The 26,285-nt window shown below is 70.2% G+C and carries 26 protein-coding genes, 1 tRNA gene and 1 pseudogene; 14 read left to right on the top strand and 14 right to left on the bottom strand.

From position 1 onward, the window contains the following. Window positions 1-91 precede the first annotated feature (91 nt). Both gltX and ACFT41_RS08145 read right to left on the bottom strand, forming a co-directional pair. Complete coding sequence (gene gltX / locus ACFT41_RS08140) at window positions 92-1,495, bottom strand: glutamate--tRNA ligase (protein ID WP_377582924.1); 1,404 nt, start codon at window positions 1,493-1,495, stop codon at window positions 92-94. A 247-nt stretch (window positions 1,496-1,742) separates the two neighbouring features. Further along, window positions 1,743-2,198 (bottom strand): HIT family protein, encoded by a 456-nt coding sequence (locus ACFT41_RS08145; RefSeq protein ID WP_377582922.1) that lies wholly within the window; start codon window positions 2,196-2,198, stop codon window positions 1,743-1,745. 429 nt (window positions 2,199-2,627) lie between these two features. Between ACFT41_RS08145 and ACFT41_RS08150 the strand changes: the two genes are divergently transcribed. Then, window positions 2,628-2,699 (top strand) — tRNA-Lys (locus ACFT41_RS08150). Here ACFT41_RS08150 and ACFT41_RS08155 read toward each other — a convergent pair. Beyond that, window positions 2,668-3,312 carry a hypothetical protein gene (locus ACFT41_RS08155; RefSeq protein ID WP_377582920.1) on the bottom strand — a complete coding sequence of 215 codons (645 nt, stop codon included), beginning with the start codon at window positions 3,310-3,312 and terminating at the stop codon, window positions 2,668-2,670. The genes ACFT41_RS08150 and ACFT41_RS08155 overlap by 32 nt on opposite strands. Before the next feature lie 30 nt (window positions 3,313-3,342). Continuing rightward, window positions 3,343-4,649: pseudogene (locus tag ACFT41_RS08160) on the bottom strand (IS256 family transposase). Between the two features lie 319 nt (window positions 4,650-4,968). Between ACFT41_RS08160 and ACFT41_RS08165 the strand changes: the two are divergent. From ACFT41_RS08165 to ACFT41_RS08175, 3 genes are read left to right on the top strand one after another with little or no spacing between them, the layout of a single operon-like run. Next, window positions 4,969-5,253, top strand: coding sequence for a type II toxin-antitoxin system Phd/YefM family antitoxin (locus tag ACFT41_RS08165; RefSeq protein ID WP_377582918.1), 285 nt, complete (start codon window positions 4,969-4,971; stop codon window positions 5,251-5,253). A gap of 20 nt (window positions 5,254-5,273) precedes the next feature. Further along, entirely contained in the window at window positions 5,274-5,567 is a 294-nt protein-coding gene (locus ACFT41_RS08170) for a type II toxin-antitoxin system RelE/ParE family toxin (RefSeq protein WP_377582916.1), read from the top strand. A gap of 18 nt (window positions 5,568-5,585) precedes the next feature. Further along, on the top strand, window positions 5,586-5,900 hold the full coding sequence (locus ACFT41_RS08175) for a transcriptional regulator (protein ID WP_282312898.1): 315 nt from the start codon (window positions 5,586-5,588) through the stop codon (window positions 5,898-5,900). 309 nt (window positions 5,901-6,209) lie between these two features. Here the strand turns inward: ACFT41_RS08175 and ACFT41_RS08180 are convergent, their stop codons facing one another. Further along, on the bottom strand, window positions 6,210-7,511 hold the full coding sequence (locus tag ACFT41_RS08180) for a hypothetical protein (protein WP_377582914.1): 1,302 nt from the start codon (window positions 7,509-7,511) through the stop codon (window positions 6,210-6,212). Window positions 7,512-7,633: 122 nt separating this feature from the next. After that, window positions 7,634-8,227: a hypothetical protein gene (locus tag ACFT41_RS08185; RefSeq protein ID WP_377582912.1), complete on the bottom strand. Its 594-nt coding sequence runs from the start codon at window positions 8,225-8,227 to the stop codon at window positions 7,634-7,636. 103 nt (window positions 8,228-8,330) lie between these two features. On the opposite strand from ACFT41_RS08185, the gene ACFT41_RS08190 reads away from it, so the two are divergent. From ACFT41_RS08190 to ACFT41_RS08235, 10 genes are all read left to right on the top strand, one after another. Beyond that, entirely contained in the window at window positions 8,331-9,020 is a 690-nt protein-coding gene (locus ACFT41_RS08190) for a response regulator transcription factor (RefSeq protein WP_377582910.1), read from the top strand. Beyond that, window positions 9,013-10,911, top strand: coding sequence for a sensor histidine kinase (locus ACFT41_RS08195; RefSeq protein WP_377582908.1), 1,899 nt, complete (start codon window positions 9,013-9,015; stop codon window positions 10,909-10,911). Before ACFT41_RS08190 ends, ACFT41_RS08195 begins: the two co-directional genes overlap by 8 nt. A gap of 251 nt (window positions 10,912-11,162) precedes the next feature. Then, entirely contained in the window at window positions 11,163-11,834 is a 672-nt protein-coding gene (gene phoU, locus ACFT41_RS08200) for a phosphate signaling complex protein PhoU (protein ID WP_377613763.1), read from the top strand. 193 nt (window positions 11,835-12,027) lie between these two features. Then, window positions 12,028-12,999 (top strand): PstS family phosphate ABC transporter substrate-binding protein, encoded by a 972-nt coding sequence (locus ACFT41_RS08205; protein WP_377582904.1) that lies wholly within the window; start codon window positions 12,028-12,030, stop codon window positions 12,997-12,999. Window position 13,000: 1 nt separating this feature from the next. Beyond that, a complete protein-coding gene (gene pstC, locus ACFT41_RS08210) occupies window positions 13,001-13,948 on the top strand; it encodes a phosphate ABC transporter permease subunit PstC (protein WP_377582902.1) in 948 nt (315 codons plus the stop codon). Further along, the gene (gene pstA, locus ACFT41_RS08215) at window positions 13,945-14,865 is read left to right on the top strand and encodes a phosphate ABC transporter permease PstA (protein WP_377582900.1); all 921 of its coding nucleotides are present in this window, start codon (window positions 13,945-13,947) and stop codon (window positions 14,863-14,865) included. Before pstC ends, pstA begins: the two co-directional genes overlap by 4 nt. A gap of 57 nt (window positions 14,866-14,922) precedes the next feature. After that, window positions 14,923-15,786, top strand: coding sequence for a phosphate ABC transporter ATP-binding protein PstB (pstB, locus tag ACFT41_RS08220; RefSeq protein ID WP_377582934.1), 864 nt, complete (start codon window positions 14,923-14,925; stop codon window positions 15,784-15,786). Window positions 15,787-16,016: 230 nt separating this feature from the next. Continuing rightward, window positions 16,017-16,772 (top strand): winged helix-turn-helix domain-containing protein, encoded by a 756-nt coding sequence (locus ACFT41_RS08225; protein ID WP_377582898.1) that lies wholly within the window; start codon window positions 16,017-16,019, stop codon window positions 16,770-16,772. A 295-nt stretch (window positions 16,773-17,067) separates the two neighbouring features. Next, window positions 17,068-17,421, top strand: coding sequence for a hypothetical protein (locus ACFT41_RS08230; protein WP_377582896.1), 354 nt, complete (start codon window positions 17,068-17,070; stop codon window positions 17,419-17,421). Between the two features lie 276 nt (window positions 17,422-17,697). Then, entirely contained in the window at window positions 17,698-18,039 is a 342-nt protein-coding gene (locus ACFT41_RS08235) for a hypothetical protein (protein ID WP_377582894.1), read from the top strand. Here the strand turns inward: ACFT41_RS08235 and ACFT41_RS08240 are convergent. From ACFT41_RS08240 to ACFT41_RS08275, 8 genes are all read right to left on the bottom strand, one after another. Beyond that, complete coding sequence (locus tag ACFT41_RS08240; RefSeq protein WP_377582892.1) at window positions 17,988-18,584, bottom strand: NTP transferase domain-containing protein; 597 nt, start codon at window positions 18,582-18,584, stop codon at window positions 17,988-17,990. The two genes, ACFT41_RS08235 and ACFT41_RS08240, sit on opposite strands and share 52 nt — an antisense overlap. A 96-nt stretch (window positions 18,585-18,680) precedes the next feature. Continuing rightward, on the bottom strand, window positions 18,681-19,667 hold the full coding sequence (locus tag ACFT41_RS08245; protein ID WP_377582890.1) for an XdhC family protein: 987 nt from the start codon (window positions 19,665-19,667) through the stop codon (window positions 18,681-18,683). Beyond that, entirely contained in the window at window positions 19,657-21,771 is a 2,115-nt protein-coding gene (locus ACFT41_RS08250) for a xanthine dehydrogenase family protein molybdopterin-binding subunit (protein ID WP_377582888.1), read from the bottom strand. Before ACFT41_RS08250 ends, ACFT41_RS08245 begins: the two co-directional genes overlap by 11 nt. Next, window positions 21,768-22,763 (bottom strand): FAD binding domain-containing protein, encoded by a 996-nt coding sequence (locus tag ACFT41_RS08255; RefSeq protein ID WP_377582886.1) that lies wholly within the window; start codon window positions 22,761-22,763, stop codon window positions 21,768-21,770. The genes ACFT41_RS08250 and ACFT41_RS08255 overlap by 4 nt, the downstream gene beginning before the upstream one ends. Next, window positions 22,760-23,299, bottom strand: coding sequence for a 2Fe-2S iron-sulfur cluster-binding protein (locus ACFT41_RS08260; RefSeq protein WP_377582884.1), 540 nt, complete (start codon window positions 23,297-23,299; stop codon window positions 22,760-22,762). Before ACFT41_RS08260 ends, ACFT41_RS08255 begins: the two co-directional genes overlap by 4 nt. 117 nt (window positions 23,300-23,416) lie before the next feature. Continuing rightward, a complete protein-coding gene (locus ACFT41_RS08265) occupies window positions 23,417-24,655 on the bottom strand; it encodes a low temperature requirement protein A (RefSeq protein WP_377582882.1) in 1,239 nt (412 codons plus the stop codon). A 27-nt stretch (window positions 24,656-24,682) separates the two neighbouring features. After that, complete coding sequence (locus ACFT41_RS08270; RefSeq protein WP_377613764.1) at window positions 24,683-25,312, bottom strand: class I SAM-dependent methyltransferase; 630 nt, start codon at window positions 25,310-25,312, stop codon at window positions 24,683-24,685. Then, entirely contained in the window at window positions 25,309-26,259 is a 951-nt protein-coding gene (locus ACFT41_RS08275; RefSeq protein ID WP_377613765.1) for an alpha/beta hydrolase, read from the bottom strand. Before ACFT41_RS08275 ends, ACFT41_RS08270 begins: the two co-directional genes overlap by 4 nt. Between the last annotated feature and the right edge of the window lie 26 nt (window positions 26,260-26,285).

Below are 26,285 nucleotides of genomic sequence, written 5' to 3' on the forward strand. Positions count from 1 at the left end.
GCGGGAGGCGGATCTGCCGGGGAAATGCTCGGGAAGCGGATCGATCGACGACCAGGTTGACCGGCGGATCGATCCGCCGGTCGCGAAGAGGTCAGCTCAGGCGGTCGAGGGCGGCTCGCAGGCGAGCCACGGTTCGCTCACGTCCGAGGATCTCGATCGACTCGAACAGCGGCAGCCCGACGGTGCGGCCGGTCACCGCGACCCGTACCGGAGCCTGGGCCTTGCCGAGCTTGAGCCCCCGCTCGGCGCCGATCGCCTCCAGCGTCGACTTGAACACCTCGGTCCGCCACTCGCACGTCTCGTACGCCTCGACCACGGCGGCCAGCAGCGCCGGGGCATCGGCCTTCATGGCCCTCGCCCACGCAGCCTCATCGGTGACCGGCTCGTCGAGGAACAGGAAATCGACCATCGGCACGATCTCGGAGAGCACCGCGATCCGGGTCTGCGCCAGTTCGGCGACCGCGGCGACCGCCTTGGCGTCGTACGCCTCCGCCCGCCACGGCGTGGCCTCGGCGCTCAACCAGGGCTGACATGCCTCGACGAACGCCTCCACCGACAGTGCCCGGATGTAGTCCCCGTTGAAGGCCCGGAGCTTCTTGACGTCGAAGAACGCCGGCGAGGGGTTGACGTCCTCCAGCCGGAACTCCGCCACGATGTCGTCCCAGGGCAGGATCTCGCGGTCACCGGACGGCGCCCACCCGAGCAGCATCAGGTAGTTCCGCATCGCCCCGGCGAGGTACCCCTCGGCGCGGAAGTCCTCCAGGGCCACCCGGTCCCGGCGCTTGGACAGCTTCTGCCGCTTCTCGTTGACCAGGATCGGCGCGTGCACCCACACCGGGGGCTCAGCGCCCAGCGCCTCCCACAGCAGTTGCTGCTTCGGCGCGTTGGGGAGGTGCTCCTCCGCCCGGATCACGTGGGTGATGCCCATGACCATGTCGTCGACCACGTTCGCCAGCAGGAACACCGGCGACCCGTCGCCACGGGCGATCACGAAGTCCTCGATCAACTTGTTGTCGAAGGTCGGCTTTCCGCGTACGAGGTCGACGATCACCGTCGAGCCCTCGTCCGGCGTACGGAAGCGCAAAGCGCGACCGTCCCCGGCGGTCAGGCCCCGGTCCCGGCAGAAACCGTCGTAGCCCTTGTGTTCGCTGCCCGTCCGCGCGATGACCTGATCCCGGGCGCAGTCGCAGTAGTAGGCAAGTCCAGCGGCGAGGAGCTGGTCGATGGCCTCCCGGTGGTGCGGGGCGTAGTCGGACTGGAACAGCGGCCCCTCGTACTCACCCGGGCCGATGCCGAGCCACTCCATCGCGTCGAGGATGCCCTGGACCCACTCCGGGCGGTTCCGTGCCGCGTCCGTGTCCTCGATCCGCAGCACCATCGTCCCGCCCGACTGTCGGGCCAGCACCCAGTTGAACAGGACGGACCGGGCGTTGCCCACGTGGAACATGCCCGTCGGGGAGGGTGCGAAGCGAACGCGGAGATCGGAACCTGCCACGGACAGCAGGCTACCGAACAAGCGACGGTCAGCCTCACCGATATCCGCGCCCGGAGCTCCCGAGGCGAGACGTAGTGCCCCTACCTGCGCGAACCTGCCATAACCGGAATGCTGGACGCGGCGATGTCCGGGAGTCGTTCAACGCCATTCTCTACGTCAGCCGCACCGGGTGGCCGGCGTGTTCATGCTTGCCTGGCAGGCCGGGTAGAGCGAATTGGTGTGGTGCTGTTCGTCGGCGACGGTTCGCTCATGGACCCGGGGCCGAAGCCGGCCTGACGGGGTGCTGGCCAAGCTTCGCCGTGAGCTGCAAGCGTTCGCTCAGGGGCACCTCGGAGGACTTGGCACCGTTGAAGTCGTCGCCCACGTATCGCGGAATGATGTGCCAGTGGAGATGCGGGATGCCTTGAGCGGGAGGCCCCAGGTTGAGCCGCACCGTCGTCCCGCTGGCGCCGAACGCGGCCTTCACCGCCTGCGTCGTTGCCTGGAGCGCGGCCAGCATGGGGGCCGCCTTCTCGGTCGGCACGTCGGCGATGCCGCCGAGGTGCCCTGCCGGGACGAGGAGCATGTGACCCCGGTTGTTCGGCCGCTGGTGCAGGGCCGGAAAGACGACGAAGTCTTCGTTGACGGCAAGACAGACCCCAGGATCGGTAACTCCGGCCGTCACCGAGCAGAACACGCACGACGGATCCAAGATCGCGATCATCTCCCGGAGTGAAGTTTCGCGCCATCATCCCCGATGAGTTGACCTCCGCAGCGGATGGATGCGAGCGTCCTGGTGCCCGGCGGGTCAGACACGCTGGCCAACGTCGTTCTTGATCCCGATCGTGTGACCCTGGCGGGGCTTCCCGCCGGACCATCCAGCAAGCGATGTGACGGCTACGCCGTCCACTGGTAGTTGGGGGTTTCCTGGAGCGCGATCGTCATCACCTGCCGGACGATCCCTGAACGAGGGCAGCGCAGGGGGAGGCAGTCGTAGATCCTCCGGGCCGGTGCTCGCGAGCCGCTGTGGGCGATCGTCACGTAGGACCGGAGTCCGTCTACGGCCTCCAGCGCGGTTGGCCACACCGGGCCGCAGGGCTGCCCGCAGGCGGACCCGCCCCGGGGAAGGCACTCGGGTAATCTGTGGCTCAGCGGGCCGTTAGCTCAATGGCAGAGCTGAGGACTTTTAATCCTTAGGTTCTGGGTTCGAGTCCCAGGCGGCCCACCGACCGCACCATTGTGCGAACCGGTGGTTCATCGTGAGTGCCCCCGTCCGGGTCGGGCGGGGGCATCGTCGTGTCGGTGGGGATCTTGAACACGGGGACGATGCCCTGGTCGGTGAGTCGGACCTCGGCGATGAGGGTTTCGATGGCTGCCTTGCGTTCGGTGGGGGTGCCACTGGTCATGATCGTGGTGAGGTGGTCGCGGATCCGGGTGATGGTGCCGGGTGGTGGCGGTGTGGATTGGGTGGCGAGGTCGGCTTCGAGTTCGGCGTGCCGGGTGTGGAGTTGGGTCAGTCGTTGGCGGCGTTCGCGGATGCGGGGGCCGGCGGTGGCGTCGTCCATGGTGCCGTTCTCGAAAGCCGTGTGGTATCGGCTGATGGCGGCCTCGGTCGTGGTGATCTGGTGGGCGGTGGAGGTGAGTTCGGCGCGTCGGTCGTCGCGGGTGGTGTCTCGCTGGGCGTAGGCGCGTTCGATCATTGCGGTGAGGACGGGTTCGGCGGTGGTGTAGAAGGCGTGTAGGGCTTTGAGGACCATGTGGTCGAGGTCGTCGGCGGGGAGCCTTGGAGCGGTGCAGGTGGCGTGCTTGCCGTAGCGGGTGCGGGTGAAGCAGAGCAATAGTCAAGACTTGTGGATGAGAGATCTTGATCAGGCAGCCGTGGCCGTGCTCGTGACGGGCTCGGCGGTGGGTCGTTCGACGAGTTTGCCGCGTTCGAAGCGGGCGCTGGCGCGGACCAGGGCGACGAGGTGGGGTGCGTTGACGGCTCGCCATCGGTGCTGGGCGGCCTCGATGAGCTTGAACGCCATGGCGAGGCCGGCGGCCTTGGAGCCGGGGCCCTTGGTGACCTTGGTGTGGTGCCGGACGGTCGCGAAGGTCGACTCGATCGGATTGGTGGTGCGCAGATGCACCCAGTGCTCGGCGGGGAAGTCGTAGAAGGCCAGCAACTCGTCGAGGTCGTCGACGACCTTCGCGACAGCTTTGCCGAACTTCGCCCCGTAGGCGAGCTTGAACGCGGCCACCGCGCGGCGGGCGTGCTCGCGGTCCTCAGCGTTCCAGATCTCCGCGAGGGCCTTCTTCGCCCCGGGATGCGCGGACTTCGGCAGCGCGGCCAGGACGTTGCCGATCTTGTGGAACCAACAGCGCTGCTCCCGCGTCTGCGGGAACACCTCGCGCAGCGCGTTCCAGAACCCGAGCGCCCGTCACCGACGGCCAGGACCGGGGCGCGCATCCCCCGCCGCTTGCAGTCACGCAGCAGATCGGCCCACGACCCGGCCGAGGGCCGGTAGCCCTCGGCCAGGGCGACGAGCTCCTTACGGCCGTCGACGCGGACGCCGACGATCACCAGCAGGCACAGTTTCTCCTCGTCGAGACGCACGGTGAGATGCACGCCGTCGGCCCACACGTACACGTAGTCGGCCGTCGACAGGTCCCGACCGTGGAAGGCGCGGGCCTCGTCCTGCCACTGAACGGTCAGCCGGGTGATCGTCGCGGCGGACAACCCGGAACTCGTGCCGAGGAACTGCTCCAGGGCGGGCACGAAGTCCTGCGAGGACAGACCGTGCAGGTACAACAGCAGCAGCACCTCGCTGATCTGCGGGGACCTACGGCACCACGCCGGCAGGATCGCCGAGGCGAACCACCGCCGCTCACCCGTCTGCTCGTCAACGCGCCCGTCGTTGACCCGCGGCGTGGTCACCACGACCGCACCGGCGCTGGTGAGCACCTGCCGCGGCCGGGCATGACCGTTGCGCACCACCAACCGGCGGCCCTGCGCGTCGACCTTCTCGGCATGGGCGGCGATGTACGCGGCGACCTCGGCTTCGAGGGCCGCCGCGAGCATCCTACGGACACCGTCACGCACGATCTCGTCGATCAACGACCCGCCAGACACGGACACGGCCGGCTGCGGCACCGCCGACGGCGTGGGCTCATCAGGGTTGACTACGGTAAGCACGGGCGTACCTTCCCGGCCCGCGTTGGCCGCCGCATGATCAGCTGAGACCGTCTCCCTCGGTGGTTCGGCTGGGCTCGCTCTCTGTCGGAGGAGCGTCGATGGCCTCCACCAGACGTCGGACTTCCCCGTAGTCGTCCGGCTGCCACGGATGGCTCCACGCTCGGACACGGATCGTCAGTGGGTTGTCACCCCGGTGTCCACCGACGGCTTCCATTCGCCCGACGCGGCACATGCCGGATCAACGAGGCGAACGAGCCGTGGCCGTCGCAATGAGCAGTCGGATTGGCCATGATTCTGACCGGTCGTTAAAGTGGTTGGCATGGAGACCATTCCGATCACGGAAGCCAAGGCCCGGATCGCCGAACTCGCCGACCGGGTCGCCAGGGAGCATGATCACTTCACGATCACCCGTAACGGCCGGGCCGACGTGATGCTGATCTCGGTAGCCGAATACGAGTCGATGCGGGAAACGTTGGACCTGCTGTCCGACGACGAGACCCTCGCAGACCTGCGCCAGTCGCGGGAGGATTTCGCGGCCGGCGACACGTTCTCGGTGGACGAGGTTCGTTCCGAGCTGGAGCGGCGTCGAAGCAGGGCGGCCTGATGCCTCCAGGAGGCAGGCGGATGGACGACCACACAGACGAACCGCTCAGCCCGTACACGGTGATGTTCTCCCGTCAGGCTCGTCGCAACCTGCACGAGGACCTGCCGCTGGAGGTGGCGATCGCGGCGACGGAGACCATCCAGCGGGCGATCGCGATCAACCCGTACCGGGTGGGCAAGCCTCTCGACGAACCCTTCGACGGCTTCCACTCCGCCCGGCGTGGCACCTACCGGATCGTCTACCGGATCAACGAGGCGAAACGAGTCGTGGAGATCCACTCGATCCGCCACCGGCGCGACGCCTACCGTTGGTAGGACACCTTTCAGGAGCTGATGAGCGATTTCCACGACTGGGACGACATCCGCGCCGAGTTGCACGATGGGGACGACGACGCGCTCGATGCGGAGCGCGCCCGCACCGAGGCGTGGGTCAGCGCGTTCCATCTCGCCGAGGAGCGCAAGCGTCTCGGTCTCACCCAGCGGCAGGTGGCCGAGCTGATGGGAGTCACGCCCGGCCGGGTGAGCCAGATCGAAAACGGCGACCTGGACGCCAACGAGGTGGCGACCCTCAGCCGGTACGCACGAGCGTTGGGCGCCCGGATGCGGATCATCTTCGACTACGGCAGCGACCTTCGGCAGATCGCCTGATCTCCGCGAGCCTCAGCCGACATCGTGTACGGAGTGGCCAGTTGCTCCGGCGAACCGGGCCCATCGGCAAGTCGAGGTCATCGAGCATCGCCTGACGTCCGTGATCTGGGCAAACCTGGGCGCAGCGGGTCACCGGCGATGGCCGCCGTTTTGCCTGGTGGTGCCTCCGGCCCACCAGGCAAAACGCTAGATCACTGATTTTTCGTGGTGCTACGGTCTGTCCCCACGGGCACAGCGAACGGGCGTGCGGAGCGGCAACGAGGCGAGATACGACGACTCGAAGACCCGAGCTTCACCGGCCGTGCGGGGCTACCTCGGTCCCCGCCGAGACTGGGGAACGATCTTCTCTGCGTCGACCACGGTGAACGAGGCGTACGGGTCGACGCAGCCGCTGATGACCGCCTCGGCCTGCTGATCGTCCAGCAGCACCGAACGGAAGAACGCGGTGACGTATCCGGCGCTGACCTGGCGCTGTTCGGTCTCGGTCAGTTTGCGGGTCACGTGCGACCACTCGATCGGCGGCTCCGGGGTGCCGCTGTCCGGGTCCCAGTCCGGGAACGTCGGGGTGCCGCACCAGCCCGGCGCCGGGCCGAAGCCCTGGTCGTCGATTGCGCCGACCTGCCCGCTCTCGGGAGACCACTGGGTGTTGAGGAAGTTGTGGTTGGCGCCGCGGACATGCCAGGTGTAGATCGGCTTACGGGTGTGACCGGTTGCCAACGTCGCATAGTCGAGACCCTGCTCGCTGTCGCAGCCACCGACCCAGACCGCGAGCGGCGCCGAGGTCACCCGGTAGAGCTCGGCATCCGGGGAACCCGGGTTGGTGGCGGCGCCCGAGCCGGCGGCGGCGAGCGCGAGGACGCCGGCCACTCGTACGCCTGCGGGAAGGTCGGCGCGGTGGACGTCTGCGGCGTGCCAGGCCACCGCACGGCCGCCGCGTGAGTGGCCGAGTGTCCCCGTACGAGAAAAGTCGATCTTGTCCTTGAATTCCGGGGTCGGGCCGCTGAAATGGCCGGCCAGGGCGCCACCGCCGGTGCGGGCCAGTTCGGTCCAGAGCGCGAGATGCTTGTTGATGAGTTTCGAGCGGGCGTTGTCGGCCTCGGTGCCGATCTGGCCGGCGTTGATTCCGTTGGCGCTGATCGAGATGACGATCATGCCCTGGGCGGCGAGCTCTTGGGTGAGGTAGTCGTAGCCTCGGTAGCTGGGCAGCGCCGCGACACCGGGCGCACAGGGCCACTGCCAGAGCCGGTGGATGGCCTCCAACCAGCGTGGATCATCATAGTAGTCGTCTGGCGACTCCTTCTCGATACGAGCCGCCTCGGCGTCGGCAGCGCGGTCGGCGCACGTGCCCCAGTAGCCGTGCGAGAGCACCACCAGCGGAAACGGCCCGCTGCCCGTGGCCGGGTAGTGCACGTTGCCGGTCAGCTCGATCGGTGCCAGGGTCGGCGAGTCCGGGCCGTCGGTGTGGAAACCGGCGACCGTGAAAGCGCTGTCGCCGAGGGTGTAGTCGAGCGACCTGACCGGATAGGTGCGGTCCTTCGCCTGGGCGGGTGACGTGGGCGCAAGGCCGGCCGCGAGCAGAACCACCGCCGCCAGGCCTTTCAACAGTGACAACTTCTTCTCCTTTTCAGGGACCGGGCCTCCGTTGGAGCGAGCCGGGCGGCCCGGACAGCGGGATGGACGCCGGCGATCACACCGATGGCGAGTGCGCCCCCAGTCGGCGGCGGCCAGCAGGGCTACTTCTCGCCACTGAAGACCTCGAGCATGCAGCGGTCCTGGAGGGCCTCTTCGTCCTCGACGCCGAGGGCGGATCCCTGGCCGTCGTAGCTCCACTCACCGGGTTTGTCCGCGTGCACCCTCAGGCCGTTCCTACGCAGGCATCGGACCATCTCCTGCCACTGCGCGGGGTAGTTCGGGTTGGTCCGCTCGTCCAGTTCGACCGGGGGAAGCGGCTTCTTCGGCTGGCACTTCTCGTGAGCCTCGCGCGGCGAGTTCGCCACATCGAGCATCCGACGGCTGATGCCGATCTGGATGCCCAACTCGGCGGTGACGTCCTTGCCGCCGTTGGCGAACATGCAGGCCTTCCACTCCTCCCAGAAGCGGGCTTCCTCAGCGTCGCTCGTATCCAGCCGCAGCCGGATGCCGACGCTGCCCCCGCTGTCCGCGGTGCCCGCCGCCTTTGGCTGCGCCGTGGACGCCGGCTGCGCGGTGGACGCCGTGGACGCCGTGGCGCTCGGCAACGAGGCCACCGTCAGGGCCTCCTGCGGGGTGTGGCCGCAGGCCGCGAGGAACACCAAGGCGGCGAGCGGGACGAGTTTTCGGTATGCCATGGCCGGAGATCCTGGCGGCCACTTGTCAGAGACCTGTTGTGATCCGGTAGTGGCCCCGTTCTCGACCTGTTTCGATGCCCTGACGCCTCATAGACTCGCCGCCGTGAACGCGAACGTGCTGGTCGCCGAGGACGACCCCAAGCAGGCCGAACTGCTCCGGCGGTACTTGGAGCACGAGGGCCACCGGGTGTCGGTGGTCCACGACGGCCGGGCCGCCCTGGACGAGATCCGCCACTGCCCGCCGGACCTGCTGGTGCTGGACGTCATGATGCCGCGCGTCGACGGACTCGACGTGTGCCGCATCCTGCGTCGGGACTCGGAGGTGCCGGTGCTGATGGTCACCGCCCGCAGCACCGAGGACGACCTGCTGCTTGGCCTGGACCTGGGAGCCGACGACTACCTGACGAAGCCGTACAGCCCGCGGGAACTGGCGGCGCGGGTCCGCACCCTGCTCCGCCGGACCCGGTCCGCGGCTGCGCGGCCCGTCGCGCCGTCACTGCGGGTGGGTGACCTTCTCCTTGATCCGGTACGCCACGAGGTCACCGTCGCGGGTGCCCCGGTGGTGTGCACCCCGGGCGAGTTCGCCCTGTTGAGCGCGTTCGCGGCGGAGCCGGGTAGGGTTTTCAGCCGCGATCAGCTGCTTCGCCGGCTGCACGGGCACGATTCGTACATCACAGCCCGCACGGTCGACGTGCACGTGATGAACCTGCGCCGCAAGATCGAGGCGAATCCCCGACGCCCGGTACGGCTGCTCACCGTGTACGGCATTGGATACAAGCTCGCCGATGGCTGAGTGGCGCAGACGCGGCAGCCTCCTGGTCCGGCTGCTCGCCCTCAGCGTGGTGATCTCCGTACTCTCGATCTCGGCGACCGCCTGGCTCGCCGTACGCGACACGACCCGGGCACTCCAGCAGGAGCGCGGCCGGGCGCTCGCCGACGACGCGAGAATCTACGACGCGCTGCTCGGGCACGCCGCGACCCACCGGGACTGGACGGGCGTACTGCCGCTGGTGCGGTCCCTCGCGGCGGCCACCGAGCGACGAGTCGTCCTGACCGACCGTAACCGCACCCCGATCGCCGCGTCCAGTGAGGGAACCCTGCCGCAACGGGCCTCCGCCACCGTCGACCCGCTCGACGTCGACACCAACCTGGCTGGCACGGTGGGACGCGGCGGCATCGACGCGCGGGCGACCGGCCCGTACCAGCTACCGGGCACCGAACGCGCCGCGCTACGCAAGATGGCTGAAAGAGCACGGGACTGTCTGCGCGGCCCGGTCGAGGTCGCCACCCCAGTCCCGATGATCGCGGCGGAAGGGCTACTTCCGGCGTACGCCGACGCGGAGATCGTCGTCGACCCCAGCGGTCGGCCCCGCGTCGAGTCCCGAGGCGCCACCGTCACCGGCGACACCCGGTGTGCAAGGGAACTCGACGCGCTGGCTGGGCCGACCCCCACCGAGCGAAGAGCGCTGGGTCAGCTCGACGACCTGGTCAACACGTGCCTGGTCCGCCAGCGGATACCGGCGGTGCGAACCGACCTCGACGGACAGTGGACCCCGACCGGGGTCGGCCCGATCACCACCGAACAGCGCGACGACGTCTATGGCTGCGTCTCCGAGGCACGTCGTACCCAGATTGCCGATCACGTCGCGCCACCCGTGCTGCTGTTCGTCACCGACCCGGGTACCCCGGTGCCGGTCGGCGCCTTCGACCTCACCCCGGCCAACCGGTTGCGGATCTTCGGGGTGGCCGGGCTGGTGCTGCTCGTCGCGGTCGGTGTCACGGTGCTGGTGGGGGTACGCCTGGTCCGGCCGCTACACGCGTTGACCGCCGCGGCCGGGCGGATGCGCAACGGCGACACCACGGCACGGGTCCGGGTCTCCGGACGCGACGAGATCGCCCGGCTGGGCAACGCGTTCAACGAGATGGCCGAACAGCGGTGCCAGGTCGAGCAGCTGCGTCGCGACATGGTCGGCGACATCGCCCACGAGATGCGTACGCCGGTGACGAACATCCGCGGCTGGTTGGAGGCGGCCGAGGACGGGGTGGTCGAACTGAACGTGGACCTGGTCAGCTCGCTGCTGGACGAGGCACTGCTACTCCAGCACGTCATCGACGACCTCCAGGACCTCGCCGCAGCCGATGCGGGCGAGCTGAAACTGCACCGGCGACAGACCGAGGTGCCCGAACTGCTGCAGGAGGTCGCGGACGCCTTCGCCCCTGCCGCCGAGTCCGCCGGGGTCGCGCTGGTCGTCAATGCCGCACCCGGCACTCTCAGCGCCGATCCGTTCCGGCTCCGGCAGGCCATCGGCAACCTGGTCACCAACGCGATCCGGCACACGCCCGCCAACGGCCAGGTCACCCTCTCCGCACGGCATCATGCAGCGTACGCCGAGATCGTCGTGGCCGATACCGGGCCGGGAATTCCGGAAGAACAGCGTGACCTGGTTTTCGAACGGTTCTGGCGGGCCGAGAAATCCCGCAACCGGCGAACGGGCGGCAGCGGTCTCGGGCTCGCCATCGTCCGCAAGATCGCCGAGTCGCACGGCGGCACCGCAGAGGTCTCCGGCACCGCAGACGTCTCCGGCACCGCCGGGACGGGAGCGGTGTTCACTCTTCGCATTCCGGCCGCGTCCGGTCAGGCCGATCGGCCTCGCGGACCTGTCCCGCGCCCCGGCCGACCCTGATCCCGCGCCGCCGGTACCGCCTGCCACTGAACCCGGGGATGGCAGCGCCGTTCGGGTCGGGCCAGCCTTCGGGGACCCCGCTCATGGTGAGGGGCTCTCCTCGACCTGGTGTGTCGAGCAACCCGTCGGGCAACAGCGGTCCTGTCGGGTGACCCCGCACCCGGTACGGTTCTGTGGCAGACCGTGCCTGCTGGGCAGCGTTCGACGATGGCCGGATTCTCGCCGGCTGCCGGCCAAGGTCATGGGCCGGCATGAGGCGTGCAGGAGGAGGGGTGCGGGTGAGCAGGGATACCTACGGCGAACAACTCGACCGGCTCACCGGGCTCCTCGCGGTGATGAGCCGTGATGCTGCGGCGGCCATCCGGGGTGCCAGCAGCGCCTTGCTGCAGGTGGACCGCGACGCCGCGGAGGCGGTGCTGTGCGGTGACGCCCTGCTCGACGCCCGGCGTGCCGAGGTCGAGGAGATGATTCCGCTGCTGCTGGCACGGCACCAGCCCGTCGCCTCCGACCTGCGGCTGGTGCTGTGCGCGATGCGTATTGCCGGAGACCTTGAACGCATGGGTGATCTGGCGGTGCATATCGCCAAGATCGCGCTGATGCGTCATCCCGTTGCCGTCGTGCCGCCGTTGGCCTCGGCCGTGCTCACCACCCTGGCCGCCGCCGCCGCGCGTATCGCGGACAAGGCAGCCGTCGTCCTGGCCACCCGGGATTCGCTGGACGCGATGCAGCTGGGGCTCGACGACGACGAGGTCGACGCCGCCCACGCCAGCCTGCTGTCCCTGCTGGTGTCGGCGTGGCCCTACGGCATCGAGCCGGCGATCGATCTCGCTCTGGTGGGCCGCTACTACGAGCGCTTCGCCGACCATGCGGTCAACGTCGCGCGTCAGGTGGTGTACCTCGTGACCGGTGACATCCGCCTCTAGCGAGCGCCTCCGTTTCGGACATCCAGGCACGGGTCCGTCCTCACGTCACATTTCTGTCGCGGCGGGCCACCGTCCGCGCGGGGGAGTTCATTTTTCGTTCACCTACGTCCGGTGGGCCGGCTACCTGGTCCTCCTACCTTGACTCTCGTACGGCCCGGACGGGCTGATGCACCCCGATAGAGAGGCTTACCTGGTGAACCGCAACGTGCTTTCGCGGCGCGTCCTCGCCGGCGTCGCGCTCGCCGCGCTCGCGCTTACCGGCTGCAGCAATAACGCCGAGAACGACGACGCCGCTGGCGGCGAGACGAAGCTCTCCGGCGAGGTGAAGGTGGACGGGTCGAGCACCGTCGCTCCGCTGAGCGAGGCTGCCGCCACCCTGTACAAGGAGGACGGTGGGCAGCCCGGCGTCAACGTCTCGGTGGGCACCTCCGGCACCGGCGGCGGTTTCGAGAAGTTCTGCAAGGGTGAGACCGACATCTCTGACGCCTCCCGTCCGATCAAGGACAAGGAGAAGGCTGCCTGCGAGGCGGCCGGCATCAAGTACAAGGAGCTGATCGTCGCCAACGACGCGCTCACCGTGGTCGTCAGCAAGGACAACACCTGGGCCGACTGCCTCACCGTCGACCAGCTGAAGAAGCTCTGGGAGCCCAGTTCCAAGGTCAACAACTGGAACCAGATCGACCCGAAGTTCCCGAGCGAGCCGCTGAAGCTCTTCGGCCCGGGCACCGACTCCGGCACGTTCGACTACTTCACCGACGAGATCAACGGTGAGGAGGGTGCCAGCCGCACCGACTACACCGCGTCGGAGAACGACAACGTGATCGTGCAGGGTGTCGCCGGCACCAAGGGCGGCCTCGGCTACTTCGGCTTCACCTACTTCGAGGAGAACGCCAGCAAGCTCAAGGCGCTGAAGGTCGACGGCGGCGCCGGCTGCGTCGAGCCGAGCCTGAAGACCGCCCAGGACAACTCCTACAAGCCGCTGTCCCGGCCGCTGTTCATCTACGTCAGCGACGCCGCGGTGAAGAAGCCGCAGGTCGCCGACTTCGTCAACTACTACATCGAGAAGATCGACGGGGTCGTCGGGGAGGCGAAGTACGTCCCGCTGACCGAGCAGCAGAAGACTACGCTGAAGTCCGAGTTCGACGCCCTGAAGGCCGCGGTCTGACGTGACCGTCCGCGCCTCGAACGCCGGTTCCGCCGCAGGCAGCGCCCTGCGGCGGGGCCGGCGTCGCCCCGTCGACAGCACCGTCAGGGTGCTGCTTGTCGCTGCCGCACTGGTGTCGATCCTCACCACGATCGGCATCGTCATCGCGCTGGTCGAGCCGACCGTCGAGTTCTTCCAGCAGGTGAGCATCGTCGAGTTCCTCACCGGCACCAGTTGGACGCCCACCTTCGCCCAGAAGGCGTACGGGGTGCTGCCGCTGGTCGCCGCGACGCTGGTGGTGACCGCGATCTCGTTGGCCATCGCGGTGCCGATCGGTCTGGGTTCGGCGATCTACCTGTCCGAGTACGCCAAGCCGCGCACCCGCCGGCTGCTCAAGCCGATCATCGAGCTCCTGGCCGGCGTGCCGACCGTGGTCTACGGCTTCGTCGCGCTGTTCGCGCTCAACCCGCTGCTGCAGCGATGGTGGCCCACGGACAACGGGCCCGCGTTCCAGAACCTGCTCATCGCGGGCATCGCGATGGGCATCATGATCGTGCCGACGATCGCCAGCATCTCTGAGGACTCGATGGCCTCGGTGCCCCGCAGCCTCCGCGAGGGCGCCTACGCGCTGGCGTCGACGAAGATGCAGGTGTCCACCCGGGTCGTGGTGCCGGCCGCGATCTCCGGCATCGTCGCCGCGGTCGTGTTGGGCATCTCCCGTGCTGTCGGCGAGACGATGATCGTCACGATCGCCGGTGGTCTGGTCTCCGACCGGATCAACCTCAACCCCCTCGAGGGGGCTGCCACGATGACCGCCTTCGTCGCGAACGTCTCCTCCGGTGACATCCCGGTCGGCACCCTCGACTACGACTCGGTCTTCGCCGTCGGCGCGTTGTTGTTCCTGATCACCTTCGCGCTCAACGCGGTGTCGATCCGGATGGTCCGCCGTTTCAGAGAGGTCTACGAGTGAGCGCCCCCACCGTCACCACCGCGACCCGGCCGGAACCCTCCGCGCCGGGTGCTGCGCTGACCCAACGCCGCAGCCGTCCTGGCGAGACGGCTTTCCGGCTGGCGATGCAGGCGTGTCTGCTCATCGCCTTCGGCATGCTCGCCGCTCTGCTGGCCTGGGTGCTGATCAAGGCCTGGAACCGGTTGGACTCCCGGCTGTGGACCGAGATGCCCACCGGCCTGGTCAGCCGCCTGGACACCGCCGGTGTGCAGTCGGCGTTGGTCGGTACGCTGTGGATCATCGCGCTGGTCGCGGTGATCTGTCTGCCGATCGGCATCCTGTCCGCGATCTACCTTGAGGAGTACGCGGACAACAACCGCTGGTACAACCGGCTGCTGGAGCTGAACATCCAGAATCTCGCCGGTGTGCCGTCGATCATCTTCGGCATTCTCGGCCTGGGCATCATCGCCCGCGCGCTTGGCCTGGGGTTCACCGTGATCACGGCGGCGATCGTGCTGTCGCTGCTGGTGCTGCCGGTGGTCATCATTGCCACCCGGGAGGCTATCCGGGCGGTGCCACAGTCGATCCGGCAGGCGTCCTACGCCCTCGGCGCCACCAAGTGGCAGACCGTGTCGCGGCAGGTGCTGCCCTCGGCGGTGCCGGGTATCGCGACCGGGTCGATCCTGGCGCTGTCGCGGGCGATCGGGGAGGCCGCGCCGCTGATCGTTCTGGGCGCGGTCACGTTCATCACCTTCAACCCCGACGGTCTCGACAGCCGTTACACCGCGCTGCCGATCCAGATCTACACCTTCATCACGCGGTCGCAGGCCGAGTACACCGAACTGGCGGCGGGCGCGATCGTCCTGCTGCTGGCGATCGTGCTGGTCATGAACTCGATCGCGATCTTCGTGCGGAACCGGTTCGAGAAGCGCTGGTGAGCACACGTGACTATCAGCCCGCACCGCCGTCCCTGGAACGAGTCTGAGGTGACCACCGTGAACCCCGATACCACCAGCCGCCCTGCGGTCAACATCGCCGGCGTCGGCGTCCAGCCGGCAGCCGGGCACCAGGCCCGCCCGACCGCTCCGGTCATGGAGTTGTCCGGAGTCAGCGTGTACTACGGCGCCTACGAGGCCGTGCGCGGCACGTCGATGCCGATCCAGGAGAAGCAGATCACCGCGATGATCGGCCCGTCCGGGTGCGGCAAGTCGACGATCCTGCGGTCGTTGAACCGAATGAACGACCTGATCCCCGGTGCCCGCGTGACCGGCTCGGTGACGTACCACGGGCAGGACCTGTACGCCAAGGACATCGATCCGATCGAGGTACGGCGCCGCATCGGCATGGTCTTCCAGAAGCCGAACCCGTTCCCGAAGTCGATCTACGACAACGTGGCCTACGGGCCCCGGGTCACCGGCATGAAGGTCACCAACATGGATGACCTGGTGGAGAAGGCGCTGCGCGACGCCGCGCTGTGGGACGAGGTCAAGGACAAGCTGAAGAGCAGTGGCCTCTCCCTGTCCGGCGGCCAGCAGCAGCGGCTGTGCATCGCGCGCACCATCGCCGTCAAGCCCGAGATCATCCTCATGGACGAGCCCTGCTCGGCGCTCGACCCGATCGCCACGGCCAAGATCGAAGACTTGATGTTCGAGCTGTCGAACGACTACACCATCGTCATCGTCACCCACAACATGCAGCAGGCCGCCCGGGTCAGCCACTACACCTCGTTCTTCACCGCCGAGGTCGACGAGAAGCAGGAACGCCACGGCCGCCTGGTCGAGTTCAGCCCCACGGGCAAGCTGTTCACCAACCCTTCCGACAAGCGCACCGAGGACTACATCACCGGCCGGTTCGGCTGACGGGTCACCGTGTCGACGCCCAGCGGAGTCAGGCGGAGGTGCAGTCGGGAGATCGTGACCATCGTGGGGCTTCGCAGCTGTGGCGAAGCCCCACCATCTAGCCCGTGACCTGCAAGATGGGCTCGCGGGCCTTTGTCATTGCCGTGCGCGTGGGTCGCAGCACGGCGGACCGTCCTCAGCCCGCCGTGAGCCGGTGCTGAGGGCCTTGAGCTGAACCGGAGCCGGTGCCGATGAACTACCTCGTCGAGGCCACCAGGGGCGACCGACGTGCCGACGGTCGCTTCGTGCTGCTCGTGGTCGATGACGACGACGCGCTCGGCGGCGAGCTGGTCGATCAGCTGGCCGGGCACCGGATCCGCGGGCACCACTTCACACACGCCGCGGAGGCGCTGCTCGGGGCAGGGGCCCTGCAACCGGACGCGGCTCTGGTCGCGGCGGGACTCGCCACGATGCGCAGCACCGAGCTGGTGCGGCTGCTCGCCGGCCGGGCCGGCATCCCGACGGTCGTCGGGGTCGGCGACGACGACGGGCCGTTGGCCGCCGCCGTGCTCAAGGATGGGGCCACCGCGTGCGTACGGCGTCCGTACCGTACCGACGAGATCATCCCGATCCTGCGGGCCATCCGGCCGGACAGCGCCAGTTCCCTCGACCCGCCGATCGAGATCGGCGGGCTCAGAGCCGACCCGGCCACGCTGGAGGTGCACCTGCACGGTCGCCTCGTGGCGTTGCCGATGAAGGAGTTCCGGCTGCTGTACTTCTTCATGACCCACGCTGACCGCACCGTCACCCGTGAGCAGTTGCTGTCGGCGGTCTGGCACGGGTTGTCCGGGGACACCTCGAACACCCTCACGGTGCACATCAAGCGGCTGCGCAAGCGGCTGGGCCTGGACAGCGGCCAGCCACCCATGATCGTGACGGTCCGCGGGCTGGGCTACCGGTTCGTCCCTTCCACCGTGACGGTGTCTGCCCACCCGGCCCTGTCGTGACCACCGCTGGTGAACCGGCCGCACCCGCCCCGGCAGCGCCGACCGCACCGGCCACCGAGGAGGCGTACCCCACGCCTGAGCGACACGCGAATGTCGTCCTGGTCGCCGTGCCCGTCGCCTGCGTCCCCCACGTCGCGTGGTTGCTCGCCGAGCTCGACGCCGAGGCGATGGCGCGCCCGGCGCCACGGGGACCGATGCGTCCCAGAACACGACCGCAGACGAAACCGTGGCCGATCGAGGACCTTCGCCGACTCGGCAACGGACGCAGTGCCACCCATCGGACCTGTTGTGGCCGTTGGCCCTTGCCGCAGGCGCCTGGCAGGGCCGCCGGGAGCACCGGGCGAAAGTCGGCGAACTGTTCGCCACCACCGCCCGGCACCTGCCTTTGCTGAACTTCGTCGTCGTCACCGGGGTCGGTGTGCTGTCCCTGATCGCTGCGGCGTGGCTCGGGCTGGGGATCGGGCGGATGCTTCCCACCCTGGTGACCGCCCCGACGCTCGGGGTGGCCGGGGTACTGCTGGTCTTCTTCAGCACCATCGGGCCCCCGGACTGGGTGGCCGCCGCGATCTCTCCGGTCCATGGCTCGACTCCGTTCCACGACTACCAGACGATCGACAACCGGTCAGCGGTGCGCTCGCGATCTGGATGATCGGGTTCGACGAGGCCTGGCCAGCCACCCAGGGCGGTGTCGTCACGATCGAGATCCGGATCGACAAGCGTGGCGGGCTCGCCCACCCGGCCACCATGGTTCCCGAGGTCGTCAGAGGGCTGGGAGTCGCGTACGACGGAAAGTGCCGGAACCGCAACGAGGTGGTGGAACGTGCGGCGGCCTACTGGCTCCTGGACCGCGAGCCGCAGTCCGACGACGGAGTGGTTCCCGGGGTGATCCAGGAGGACCCTGAGATCAACGCCGAGGCGGTCACCGATGGCGGTCGTCCTCGTGGTCCTGCTCGCCACGTTGCACACCGGAGCCCGCTTCGGACCGGCCGCTCTGGTGGCCCGCGACGCCGCCGGCCTGCTCGGCCTGACGGCGCTGTGCGCGACGGTGCTCGGCGCCACCCGATCGTGGTTCGTGCCGCTGGGCTGGACCACCATCGCGGCCATGTACCCGCGGGAAGGCACCTGGGGAGCGACCGCGACGTGGCAGGGCCAGCCGACCGACAGCCGGGCCGTCACGCTGACGGCGGCGGTGCTCGCCATCGGTGGGCTGATCGCCTATTCGATCGCCGGTCCAGCCCGCAGAGATTCGTCTGAGTCGATGTCGTAGCCGGCGGCCACGTCGGCACACTCGACGGAGGTCACCTGGTCGGCCCACTGGCGCAGATACACCCGCGCGCCCTGGTCGCCCCGCGCGGTCGCGGCTGCCGCCGCCCAGTGGTCGCGGCCCAGCAGGACAGGATGGCCCGGCTCGCCGTCGTAGCAGGCGCGGGCCAGGCCGCCCGGGTGCGCGTGGGCCAGCAGCCGGGCCACCGCCGCCGCGGTGACTCCGGGCATGTCCACCAGGTGCACGCATACGGCCGAGACCCCGGGCAGGCCGGCGGCCGTGTCCATGCCGAGCCGCAACGACGAGGCCATCCCCCCGGCCCAGAACGGATTGTCGACGACGTGGACGCCTGCCAGGTCGACGGCCGCTCGGGTCTCGCGGGCTCCGGCGCCGAGGACCGCGACGAGTGGTTCGCACCCGCCGTCCCGGAGCGCGCGGAGCGCCTGCCCGAGGAACACGGGTGCCTTGGGGCCGCCGTAGCGGTGCCCCGCCCCGGCGGCCAGGACCAGCCCGGCGACGCGGTTCGCCGCGCTGCCGTCAGGCTTCATCCCGGCCCGTTGGCCGGCCGTCGCCCGTTCGGGCGGACAAGGCTGCGGGAATGGGTTCTCCGGTCGGCCGACGCGCAGCCGACCGGTGACCGGACGTCAACCATGGGTCGTCGTCGCCGTGTGGACGCCGATGGGAAGCCGCGAGTCGCGCAGCCGGCCTCCGGCCCGGCCGTTTCCCGCCGCGACGACCTCGGCGAGGATTGACAGGGCCGCTTCGGCGAGCGACGCGCCGCCCAGGTCCAGTCCGGCGGGACCGGCCAGCCGGTCCAGGCCGGGTGTGCCGGCGAGGCGTCGCAGGCGCTGGGCGTGGGTGGCCCGGCTGCCGAGCGCCGCGACGTGTCCCGCGCCGCCGGCCAGCGCTGCGCGGATCGCCCGGTCGTCGATGCGGGGGTCGTGGCTCAACGTGACCGCGGCGTCGCCGGGTCCGAGCGGGTGGCGGGTCAGCCATTCGTCCGGCCAGGCGCGCACCACCCGGGCGCTGGCCGGCAGTGCCCCGGATCCGACGTGGTCGGGGCGTGGGTCTATGACGGACACCGCCAGGTCCAGTGACTCCGCCAGCGTGGCCACCACCGCGGCCAGGTCGGTCGCTCCGGCGAGCACCAGCCGCCGTCGGCGCGGCAGTTCCTCGACGTACGCCGGCTGGCCGCCGGGGAGCTGGTCCGTGGTCGGGGCCACCGACCACCGGTACGGCGGCTGCAGCCCGACACCCACCGCGACGGGTCTGTCCCGCCGCAACGCCATGGTGATCGCTTCGTGCACCGGTGGCGGTGGTGCCGGCAGGACCAGCACCTCCATGGTGGCGGAGCAGGCGGGCGCGTCCTCCCACGGCAGCAGGAACTCGCCCGGTGTCACCGGCAGCACGTGCGCCGCCGCTCCGGCGAGAACGGCGCGGGCAGCTTCCACGACGACGGCCTCCACGCAGCCCCCGGACACCGAGCCGCGCCACGTGCCGTCCGCCGCGACGGCCATTGTCGATCCGAGCGGCCGTGATCCCGGGCCGTCCCGCACCACCAGCCGGGCGAGGGCGACGGGGCGTCCGGCCCGGCGATGGGCGTCGACGAACGACCAGACCTCACGCAGCATCGCGTTCGCCGGGGTCGGCGGGCTCCAGCACCCGGTCGAGGCGGATCGGGAGGATCCGCTGGCGGGTGCCCGTGGCGTGCCATACGGCGTTGGCGATCGCCGCCGCGGTGCCGGCCGTGCCGATCTCGCCGAGGCCATTGAACCCCGACGGGTCCTGCGGCTCGTAGTCGGGCACGAAGCCGGCCTCGACGTCGGGCACGTCGGCGTGGGTGGCGAAGTGGTAGCCGGCGAAGTCGCCGTTGGTCTGCCTGCCGGTGCGGGGGTCGCGCACGTTCTCCTCGTGCAGGGCCATGGAGAGCCCCATGATCATTCCGCCGATCACCTGGCTGTGGGCCAGCAGCGGGTTGATCACCCGGCCCACGGCGAACATGCCGAGCAGGCGGCGCACCCGTACCTCCCCGGTTGCCGGGTCGACGGCCACCTCCGCGAAGACGGCGCTGTAGGTCTGCCGTTCCCGGCCGGGCTGGTAGTCGATCATTGTGGTGGTGTCCACCGTCGCGGTCACCGGCCGGGCCGGGTCGCCCAGGTTCTCCCGCAGTTTCCTGGCGGCCTCGGTGATGGCGAAGGACCAGGACGTCGTGCCACGGGAGCCGCCCGCGCCCCACGCCATGCCGAGGTCGCTGTCGCCGATCCGGATCCGGATCCGCTCCGCGCCGACCCCGAGCGCGTCGGCGGCGACCGCCGTCAGCGCGGTACGGGCACCCGTACCGATGTCGCTCGCGCCGATCGACACTGTGAATGTCCCGTCCGCCTCGGCGGTGATCGAGGCCGTCGACGGGAACACCCCGGCGCCGAACGAGGTGGTGGCCATGCCGCTGCCGATCAGCAGCGGGCCCTCGCGCCGGGTACGCGGACGCCGGTCGCGCGCCGCCCAGCCGAACCGACGCGCCCCCTCCCGCAGGCAGGAGACCAGGCGGCGGCTGCTGAAGGGCAGCCCCGACACGGGCCCGACCGTGGGCTGGTTGCGCAGGCGCAACTCCAGCGGGTCGATGTCCAGCCGCTCCGCCACCTCGTCGATCGCCGACTCCAGGGCGAACGAGCCGGGCGTCGCGCCCGGCCCACGCATCGAGGCCGGCGGCAGGATGTCGAGGGGTACGGCGGTGAGCTGCGTGCGGATCGCCGGCGCCGCGTACAGGATCTTGGCCTGCTCGGTGCACCACTCGATGTACTCCGCGAGCGGCGAGAGGGCGTACGCCGGTCGGTGGTGGATGGCGCGCAGGCGGCCGTCGGCGTCGGCACCGATGCGTACCAGCTGGTCTGTCGGGGGCCGCGACGCGGTTGCCTCGAAGACCTGCGCCCGGGTCATGACGACCCGCACCGGGCGTCCGAACCGCTCGCTGGCCATCGACCCGAGGATCACCTGCGGGCCGCAGGCGCCCTTGCCGCCGAAGCCGCCGCCGACATGCTCGGCGCGGATGTGCACCCGCTTCCGGTCGATGGACCACAACGTGGCCAGAACCTCGGACACACTGAACGCGCCCTGGTTGGAGTCCACGGCGTACACCTGGCCCCCGTCCCACCACACGGTCGCGGCATGCGGCTCCAGGGCGCTGTGGCTCTCCTCGGGAGTGCGGTACCGCTCGTCGACCACGACCGCGGACGCCGACAGTTCCGCGTCCACGTCACCCGTGTCCGCCTCCGGGCCGAAGGCGGTCGATCCCGGCCGCGCGGCCGGGTGCTCCAGGCTGAAGTCCAGGTCGTGCGGCTCGACCTCGTAGACCACCCGCAGCGCCGCCGCTGCCGCCCTGGCCTGCTCGGGCGTTTCCGCCACCGCCAGCGCGACCGGCCGGCCCGCGTACGGGATCACGTCGTCCTGGAGCAGTTGCATGCTGCCGTCCGGCCCGAAGTAGTTGCCGGCCCGGGGGTTGAGCCGGGGCGCGTTGCGGTGGTCGAGCACCCCCAGCACGCCCGGCATGCCGAGCGCGGTCGAGGCGTCGATGTCGCGGATCCGGCCCCGGGAAATGGTGGCGGTCACCAACCAGCCGTGGGCCAGGTCCGGCATCGGCACGTCCGCGGCGTAGCGGGCGGCGCCGGTGACCTTGAGCGGGCCCTCGATCCGGGGGCGCGGGGCACCGACGGCGCCGGGATTGAGGTCTGCGCTCATCGGGTCGGCTCCGTTCCGGCGAGCCCACCGAGCACGGCCTCGACGAGGTTCCGCGCCAGGGCCACCTTGTATCCGTTGTCGCGCAGGGGCTTCGCGGCGCTCAGTTCCGCCTCGGCGGCGGCGCGGAACAGATCGGCGGTGGGCCGGGCGTCGCGGAGCACGGCCTCGGCGGAGCGGGCCCGCCAGGGATGCGACGCCACGCCGCCGAGGGCGATGCGCACGTCGCGTACCACGCCGTCGCGGACGTCGAGCGCGGCGGCGACGGAAACCGTCGCGAAGGCGTACGACGCGCGCTCGCGGACCTTGCGGTAGCGCGACCGGGGGCTCCGCGCGGACCCGGGCAGGGCGACGGCGGTGATCAGCGCGCCGGGCGGCAGCGCGGTCTCCCGGTCCGGACGGTCACCGACCGGCAGGTAGAACTGCGCCAACGGGATCTCACCGGTGCCGTCGAGCGTCTCGTAGCGCACGACCGCGTCGAACGCGGCGAGCGCCACCGCCAGGTCCGAGGGGTGGGTGGCCACACAGTGCGCGGAGTGGCCGAGGACCGCGTGGTTGTGGTGGACTCCCTCGATGGCGGCACATCCACTGCCGGGAATCCGCTTGTTGCAGGGCGAGGAGAGGTCGGTGAAGTAGCCGCAGCGGGTCCGCTGCAACAGGTTGCCGCCCACCGTGGCCATGTTCCGCAGTTGGCCGGATGCGCCCGCCAGCACGGCCTGGGCCAGCGCCGGGAACCGGCGGCGCACCTCGGGGTGCGCGGCTGCGTCGCTGTTCGTGGTGGTCGCACCGATGACCAGCCCGCCGTCCGGTGCGTCGTGGACGCCGTCGAGGGGAAGCCGCCGTACGTCCACCAGCCGGGTCGGCTCCTCGACCCCGCACTTCATCAGGTCGACAAGGTTGGTGCCTCCGCCCAGATACCGGGCACCGGCATTCCCGGCGACCGCCGTGAGCGCCTCGTGGGCCTGTGTGACGTGCTGATAGGCGAACTCCTTCACCCCGCCACCCCCTGCCGGGCGGCGGTCTCGATCACCGCGCGCACGATCGACGGGTACGCCCCGCAGCGACACAGGTTGCCGCTCATCCGCTCGCGTACCTCGGCCTCGTCCAGTTCCGGCGCGCCGTCCGGTGAGTCGTCGACGGTGACGGCGCTGGGCCAGCCGGCCGCGTGCTCGGCGAGCATCCCGACCGCCGAGCAGAGCTGCCCCGGAGTGCAGAAACCGCACTGGAAACCGTCCAGGCGCACGAACGCCTCCTGGAGCGGCTGCAGCTTGCCCTCGACGGCCAGCCCCTCGACGGTGGTGATCGCGGCAGCATCGGCGGCGACCGCGAGGACCAGACAGGAGACCACCCGCCGGCCGTCGCGCAGCACCGTGCAGGCGCCGCACTGCCCGTGGTCGCACCCCTTCTTCGGCCCGGTGACGCCCAGGTCGTCCCGCAACACGTCGAGCAGCGTCCGACGGTTGTCCACTGACAGCCGGCGAGTCACGTCGTTTACCAACAGCGATATGTTGCTGTGTGTCTGATCGGTCATCGCCGTCCTTTCCCGTCAATGGAATTGGGCATCACATTTGTTCGACAATGCCGAAGGAAGTATTTATGTAATCATTTTTCGGGTGCGGCATCCATCTCGATTCTCGCGATTCCTTGCTCAATCCTCCACGGTTCCGGTTCCGGCCGCTCTCGCCGTCGCCTCGACCGGTGGCGTCGTCGGACGTGAATTCCGTCGGTGCTGGCGGGTCTCGACGACGATCAGGACGATCAGGACGGCGACCAGGCCGGCCAGGCCGGCCAGCGGCGCGAGGGTGGCGGCCGCCGGGCCGGCGGCGACGAGCACGCCGGCCGCCACCAGGCGCGGCAGGCTCGTCGCACGGTGCATGAGCCGTTCGAACAGCAGGTGCCCGGCGAGGTAGAGCGCCGCACCGCCGAAGAGGGACAGCGCGTAGAAGGCTCCCAACGGCCCGCCCTCGCCGACGTGGGCCACCACGCCCTCCACGCCGAGCGCGGTGAGCACGATGCCGGCGACCAGGGGGAAGTGACCGTAGGTGTACGCGTCGACGGCCAGGCTGACCCGGGCGGCGCCGTGCGCCTCGACGAGGCGACGCCGGGCCGCGGGCGCCACCACGTCGAAGTACAGCCACCAGAGGCAGACGGCGGTGCCGATGCCGAGGACGGCGACGCTCACCAGCGGCACACCGATGGGCTGGCCGGCGGCACCCACCCCGATCGCGACGGTCGACTCGCCGAGGGCCAGGATGATGAACAGGCCATGCCGTTCGGTGAGGTGCGCCGGGCTGTGCAGTCGCCACGCGCCGCGCTTGGCGGTGAGGTAGATGCCGGCCCAGTCCACCAGCAACGCGACGGCGAACAGCAGCACCTGGGCCCAGCCGCCCAGCAGCGCCCCGCAGAGGAGCAGCGCCGCACCCGCCAGCAGGGGGAGCCAGGTGATCACGATCTGCTGCCGCAGGCCGGCGTCGCCGGTCGCGGCCACCGCGTAGACCGCGAGGTGCACCCACCGGACGAGGAAGTAGGCGCAGACCAGGACGACGGGGCCGGGCAGGCCGCCGGGGGCGTCCCGCCATGCCTCGGGAATGGCCAGGGCGACCACGAACATCGCCGCCATCGCGGCGGCCATTCCCGCCCGCAGCAGGCCCTCGTCGGCCCGGGAGTGGTTGCCCAGCCAGGTGTAGCCGGACCACGTTCCCCACAGCAGGGCGAGGATCAGCAGACCCTGCAGGACACCGTACGGGCTGTGCTCGTGGGCCAGGTAGGCGGTGATCTGGGTCGCTGCGAAGACGTACACGAGGTCGAAGAACAGCTCGAACGGCGTCGCGCGATGGTCCTGGCCGACCGGGCGTACGGCTGGACCGGGACCCTGCGGCTTTCCCATGGCCAACCCTCCTCTCCGGGTCCTTTCTCAGCGGGACAGGGACACCAGCGCGCGCGGTCGCGCGGTGACCCGGGGGCGCCGGCAGGAGTACACGAACGCCGGCGGCACGTTGGCCCACACGGTGCGGCCGGTCACGACCTCCTCGAACCGGTGGCCCAGCGCCCGCCGCAGCCGTTGGGCAGGCGGGGCCCAGCGGGCGAACGTATAGCCGAACGTGGTGAAGGCGCCGTCCGGGGTCAACGCGTCGGTGACGGCGTGCAGAAGCTCGTCCTGCTGGCCCCCGGCGAACGCCGCCCACGGCAGCCCGCTCACGATCACGTCCGCCCGGCCGTAACCCCGCTGTGCCAACACGTCGCCGAGGTCGCGTGCGTCGGCCACTGCGACGTCGAGCCTTGGGTACCGGGCGGCCAGCAGGCCGGCGAACCTCTCGTTGACCTCGACCGCGAGGTGGTGACCCCGGCCGGCGAGCCGGCGCTGGATGGCAGCCGTGAACGCTCCGGTGCCGGGGCCGAGTTCGACTACCAGCGGCTCGCCGACGCCGGGTACGGGCGCGGTGACGAGATCGGCCAGCGGCCCACCGCTGGGGGCGACCGCGGCGACGGTGAACGGGTCGCGGAGGAACTCGCGCAGGAACGCCGTCCGGTGGTTGTCGTTCATCGCCCGGCCCGCTGCCCGGAGAGCTGCGGCCGGGCCGGCCCGGCGGCCGGGGTCAGGATGCGGGCGAGCCAGTCGGTGCGGGCGCGGCGGGCCTGGGCCGAGATCTGCGCGTGCGGGTACAGGGCGTCGAACCCGTGGAAGCCGCCCGCCCAGACGTGCAACTCGGCCTGGCCGCCGGCGGCCCAGATGCGCGTGGCGTAGGCGACGGCCTCGTCGCGGAACACCTCGGCGGTGCCGGCGTCGACGTAGGTGTCCGGCAGGCCGGACAGGTCGTCGGCCGTGGCGGGGGAAACGTGACCGGGTACGGCGTCGTCGGCCAGGTCGGCGAGCACCGACCGCCAGGCGAACTCGTTCATCTCGCGCGTCCACACGCCGGGCTCGCCGGCGTACTGGCGGCTGGAGGTGGTGTCGTTGTGGTGGTCGAGCATGGGGCAGATCAGCATCTGGGCGGCGAGCGGCGGGCCGCCGCGGTCGCGGGCCAGCAGCGCGATCCCGGCGGTGAGGCCGCCGCCGGCGCTGACGCCGGCGACGACGATCCGGTCCGGGTCGACGCCCAGCTCGTCGGCGTGCTCGGCCACCCACAGCAGGCCGTGGTAGCAGTCGTCGACCAGGCTGGTGCCGGTGGCCTCAGGTGCCAGCCGGTAGTCCACGGAGACGACGACGGCGCCGAACAGGTCGAGCCATTCCAGGGGGATGTCGAGCTGGGAGAAGCGGTCGCCCATCACCATTCCGCCGCCGTGCATCCAGTAGATGCAGGGGGCCGGGGCGGTGCGATCCGGGCCGGCGGGGCTGAAGACGGACAGCGGGATGTCCGTGCCGTCCGGACCGGCGATGCTGAGCTCGCACCGGTCGATCGACCGGCCTTCGAGAAGCGGCTCCACCGGCATCGACGAGAACTGCCGGATCTGCGGGAGCACCTCGCGGTTGAGTTCGGGTACGAGCGGCATGTCGGCAAGGAGCGCACGCAGTTCGG

This window comes from Micromonospora sp. NPDC057141, from assembly GCF_042670805.1.
Lineage (GTDB): Bacteria > Actinomycetota > Actinomycetes > Mycobacteriales > Micromonosporaceae > Micromonospora.

What these genes read in the sequence shown, in the direction of transcription:
- ACFT41_RS08245 (WP_377582890.1), bottom strand. Translation starts at nt 19,667, where the DNA reads ATGCTGCGTGAGGTCTGGTCGTTCGTCGACGCCCATCGCCGGGCCGGA.
- ACFT41_RS08260 (WP_377582884.1), bottom strand. Translation starts at nt 23,299, where the DNA reads ATGACCGATCAGACACACAGCAACATATCGCTGTTGGTAAACGACGTG.
- phoU (WP_377613763.1), top strand. Translation starts at nt 11,163, where the DNA reads ATGAGGCGTGCAGGAGGAGGGGTGCGGGTGAGCAGGGATACCTACGGC.
- ACFT41_RS08270 (WP_377613764.1), bottom strand. Translation starts at nt 25,312, where the DNA reads ATGAACGACAACCACCGGACGGCGTTCCTGCGCGAGTTCCTCCGCGAC.
- ACFT41_RS08225 (WP_377582898.1), top strand. Translation starts at nt 16,017, where the DNA reads ATGAACTACCTCGTCGAGGCCACCAGGGGCGACCGACGTGCCGACGGT.
- ACFT41_RS08235 (WP_377582894.1), top strand. Translation starts at nt 17,698, where the DNA reads ATGGCGGTCGTCCTCGTGGTCCTGCTCGCCACGTTGCACACCGGAGCC.
- ACFT41_RS08275 (WP_377613765.1), bottom strand. Translation starts at nt 26,259, where the DNA reads ATGCCGCTCGTACCCGAACTCAACCGCGAGGTGCTCCCGCAGATCCGG.
- ACFT41_RS08175 (WP_282312898.1), top strand. Translation starts at nt 5,586, where the DNA reads ATGAGCGATTTCCACGACTGGGACGACATCCGCGCCGAGTTGCACGAT.
- ACFT41_RS08265 (WP_377582882.1), bottom strand. Translation starts at nt 24,655, where the DNA reads ATGGGAAAGCCGCAGGGTCCCGGTCCAGCCGTACGCCCGGTCGGCCAG.
- ACFT41_RS08240 (WP_377582892.1), bottom strand. Translation starts at nt 18,584, where the DNA reads ATGAAGCCTGACGGCAGCGCGGCGAACCGCGTCGCCGGGCTGGTCCTG.
- ACFT41_RS08250 (WP_377582888.1), bottom strand. Translation starts at nt 21,771, where the DNA reads ATGAGCGCAGACCTCAATCCCGGCGCCGTCGGTGCCCCGCGCCCCCGG.
- ACFT41_RS08185 (WP_377582912.1), bottom strand. Translation starts at nt 8,227, where the DNA reads ATGGCATACCGAAAACTCGTCCCGCTCGCCGCCTTGGTGTTCCTCGCG.
- ACFT41_RS08195 (WP_377582908.1), top strand. Translation starts at nt 9,013, where the DNA reads ATGGCTGAGTGGCGCAGACGCGGCAGCCTCCTGGTCCGGCTGCTCGCC.
- ACFT41_RS08170 (WP_377582916.1), top strand. Translation starts at nt 5,274, where the DNA reads ATGGACGACCACACAGACGAACCGCTCAGCCCGTACACGGTGATGTTC.
- ACFT41_RS08165 (WP_377582918.1), top strand. Translation starts at nt 4,969, where the DNA reads ATGGAGACCATTCCGATCACGGAAGCCAAGGCCCGGATCGCCGAACTC.
- ACFT41_RS08145 (WP_377582922.1), bottom strand. Translation starts at nt 2,198, where the DNA reads ATGATCGCGATCTTGGATCCGTCGTGCGTGTTCTGCTCGGTGACGGCC.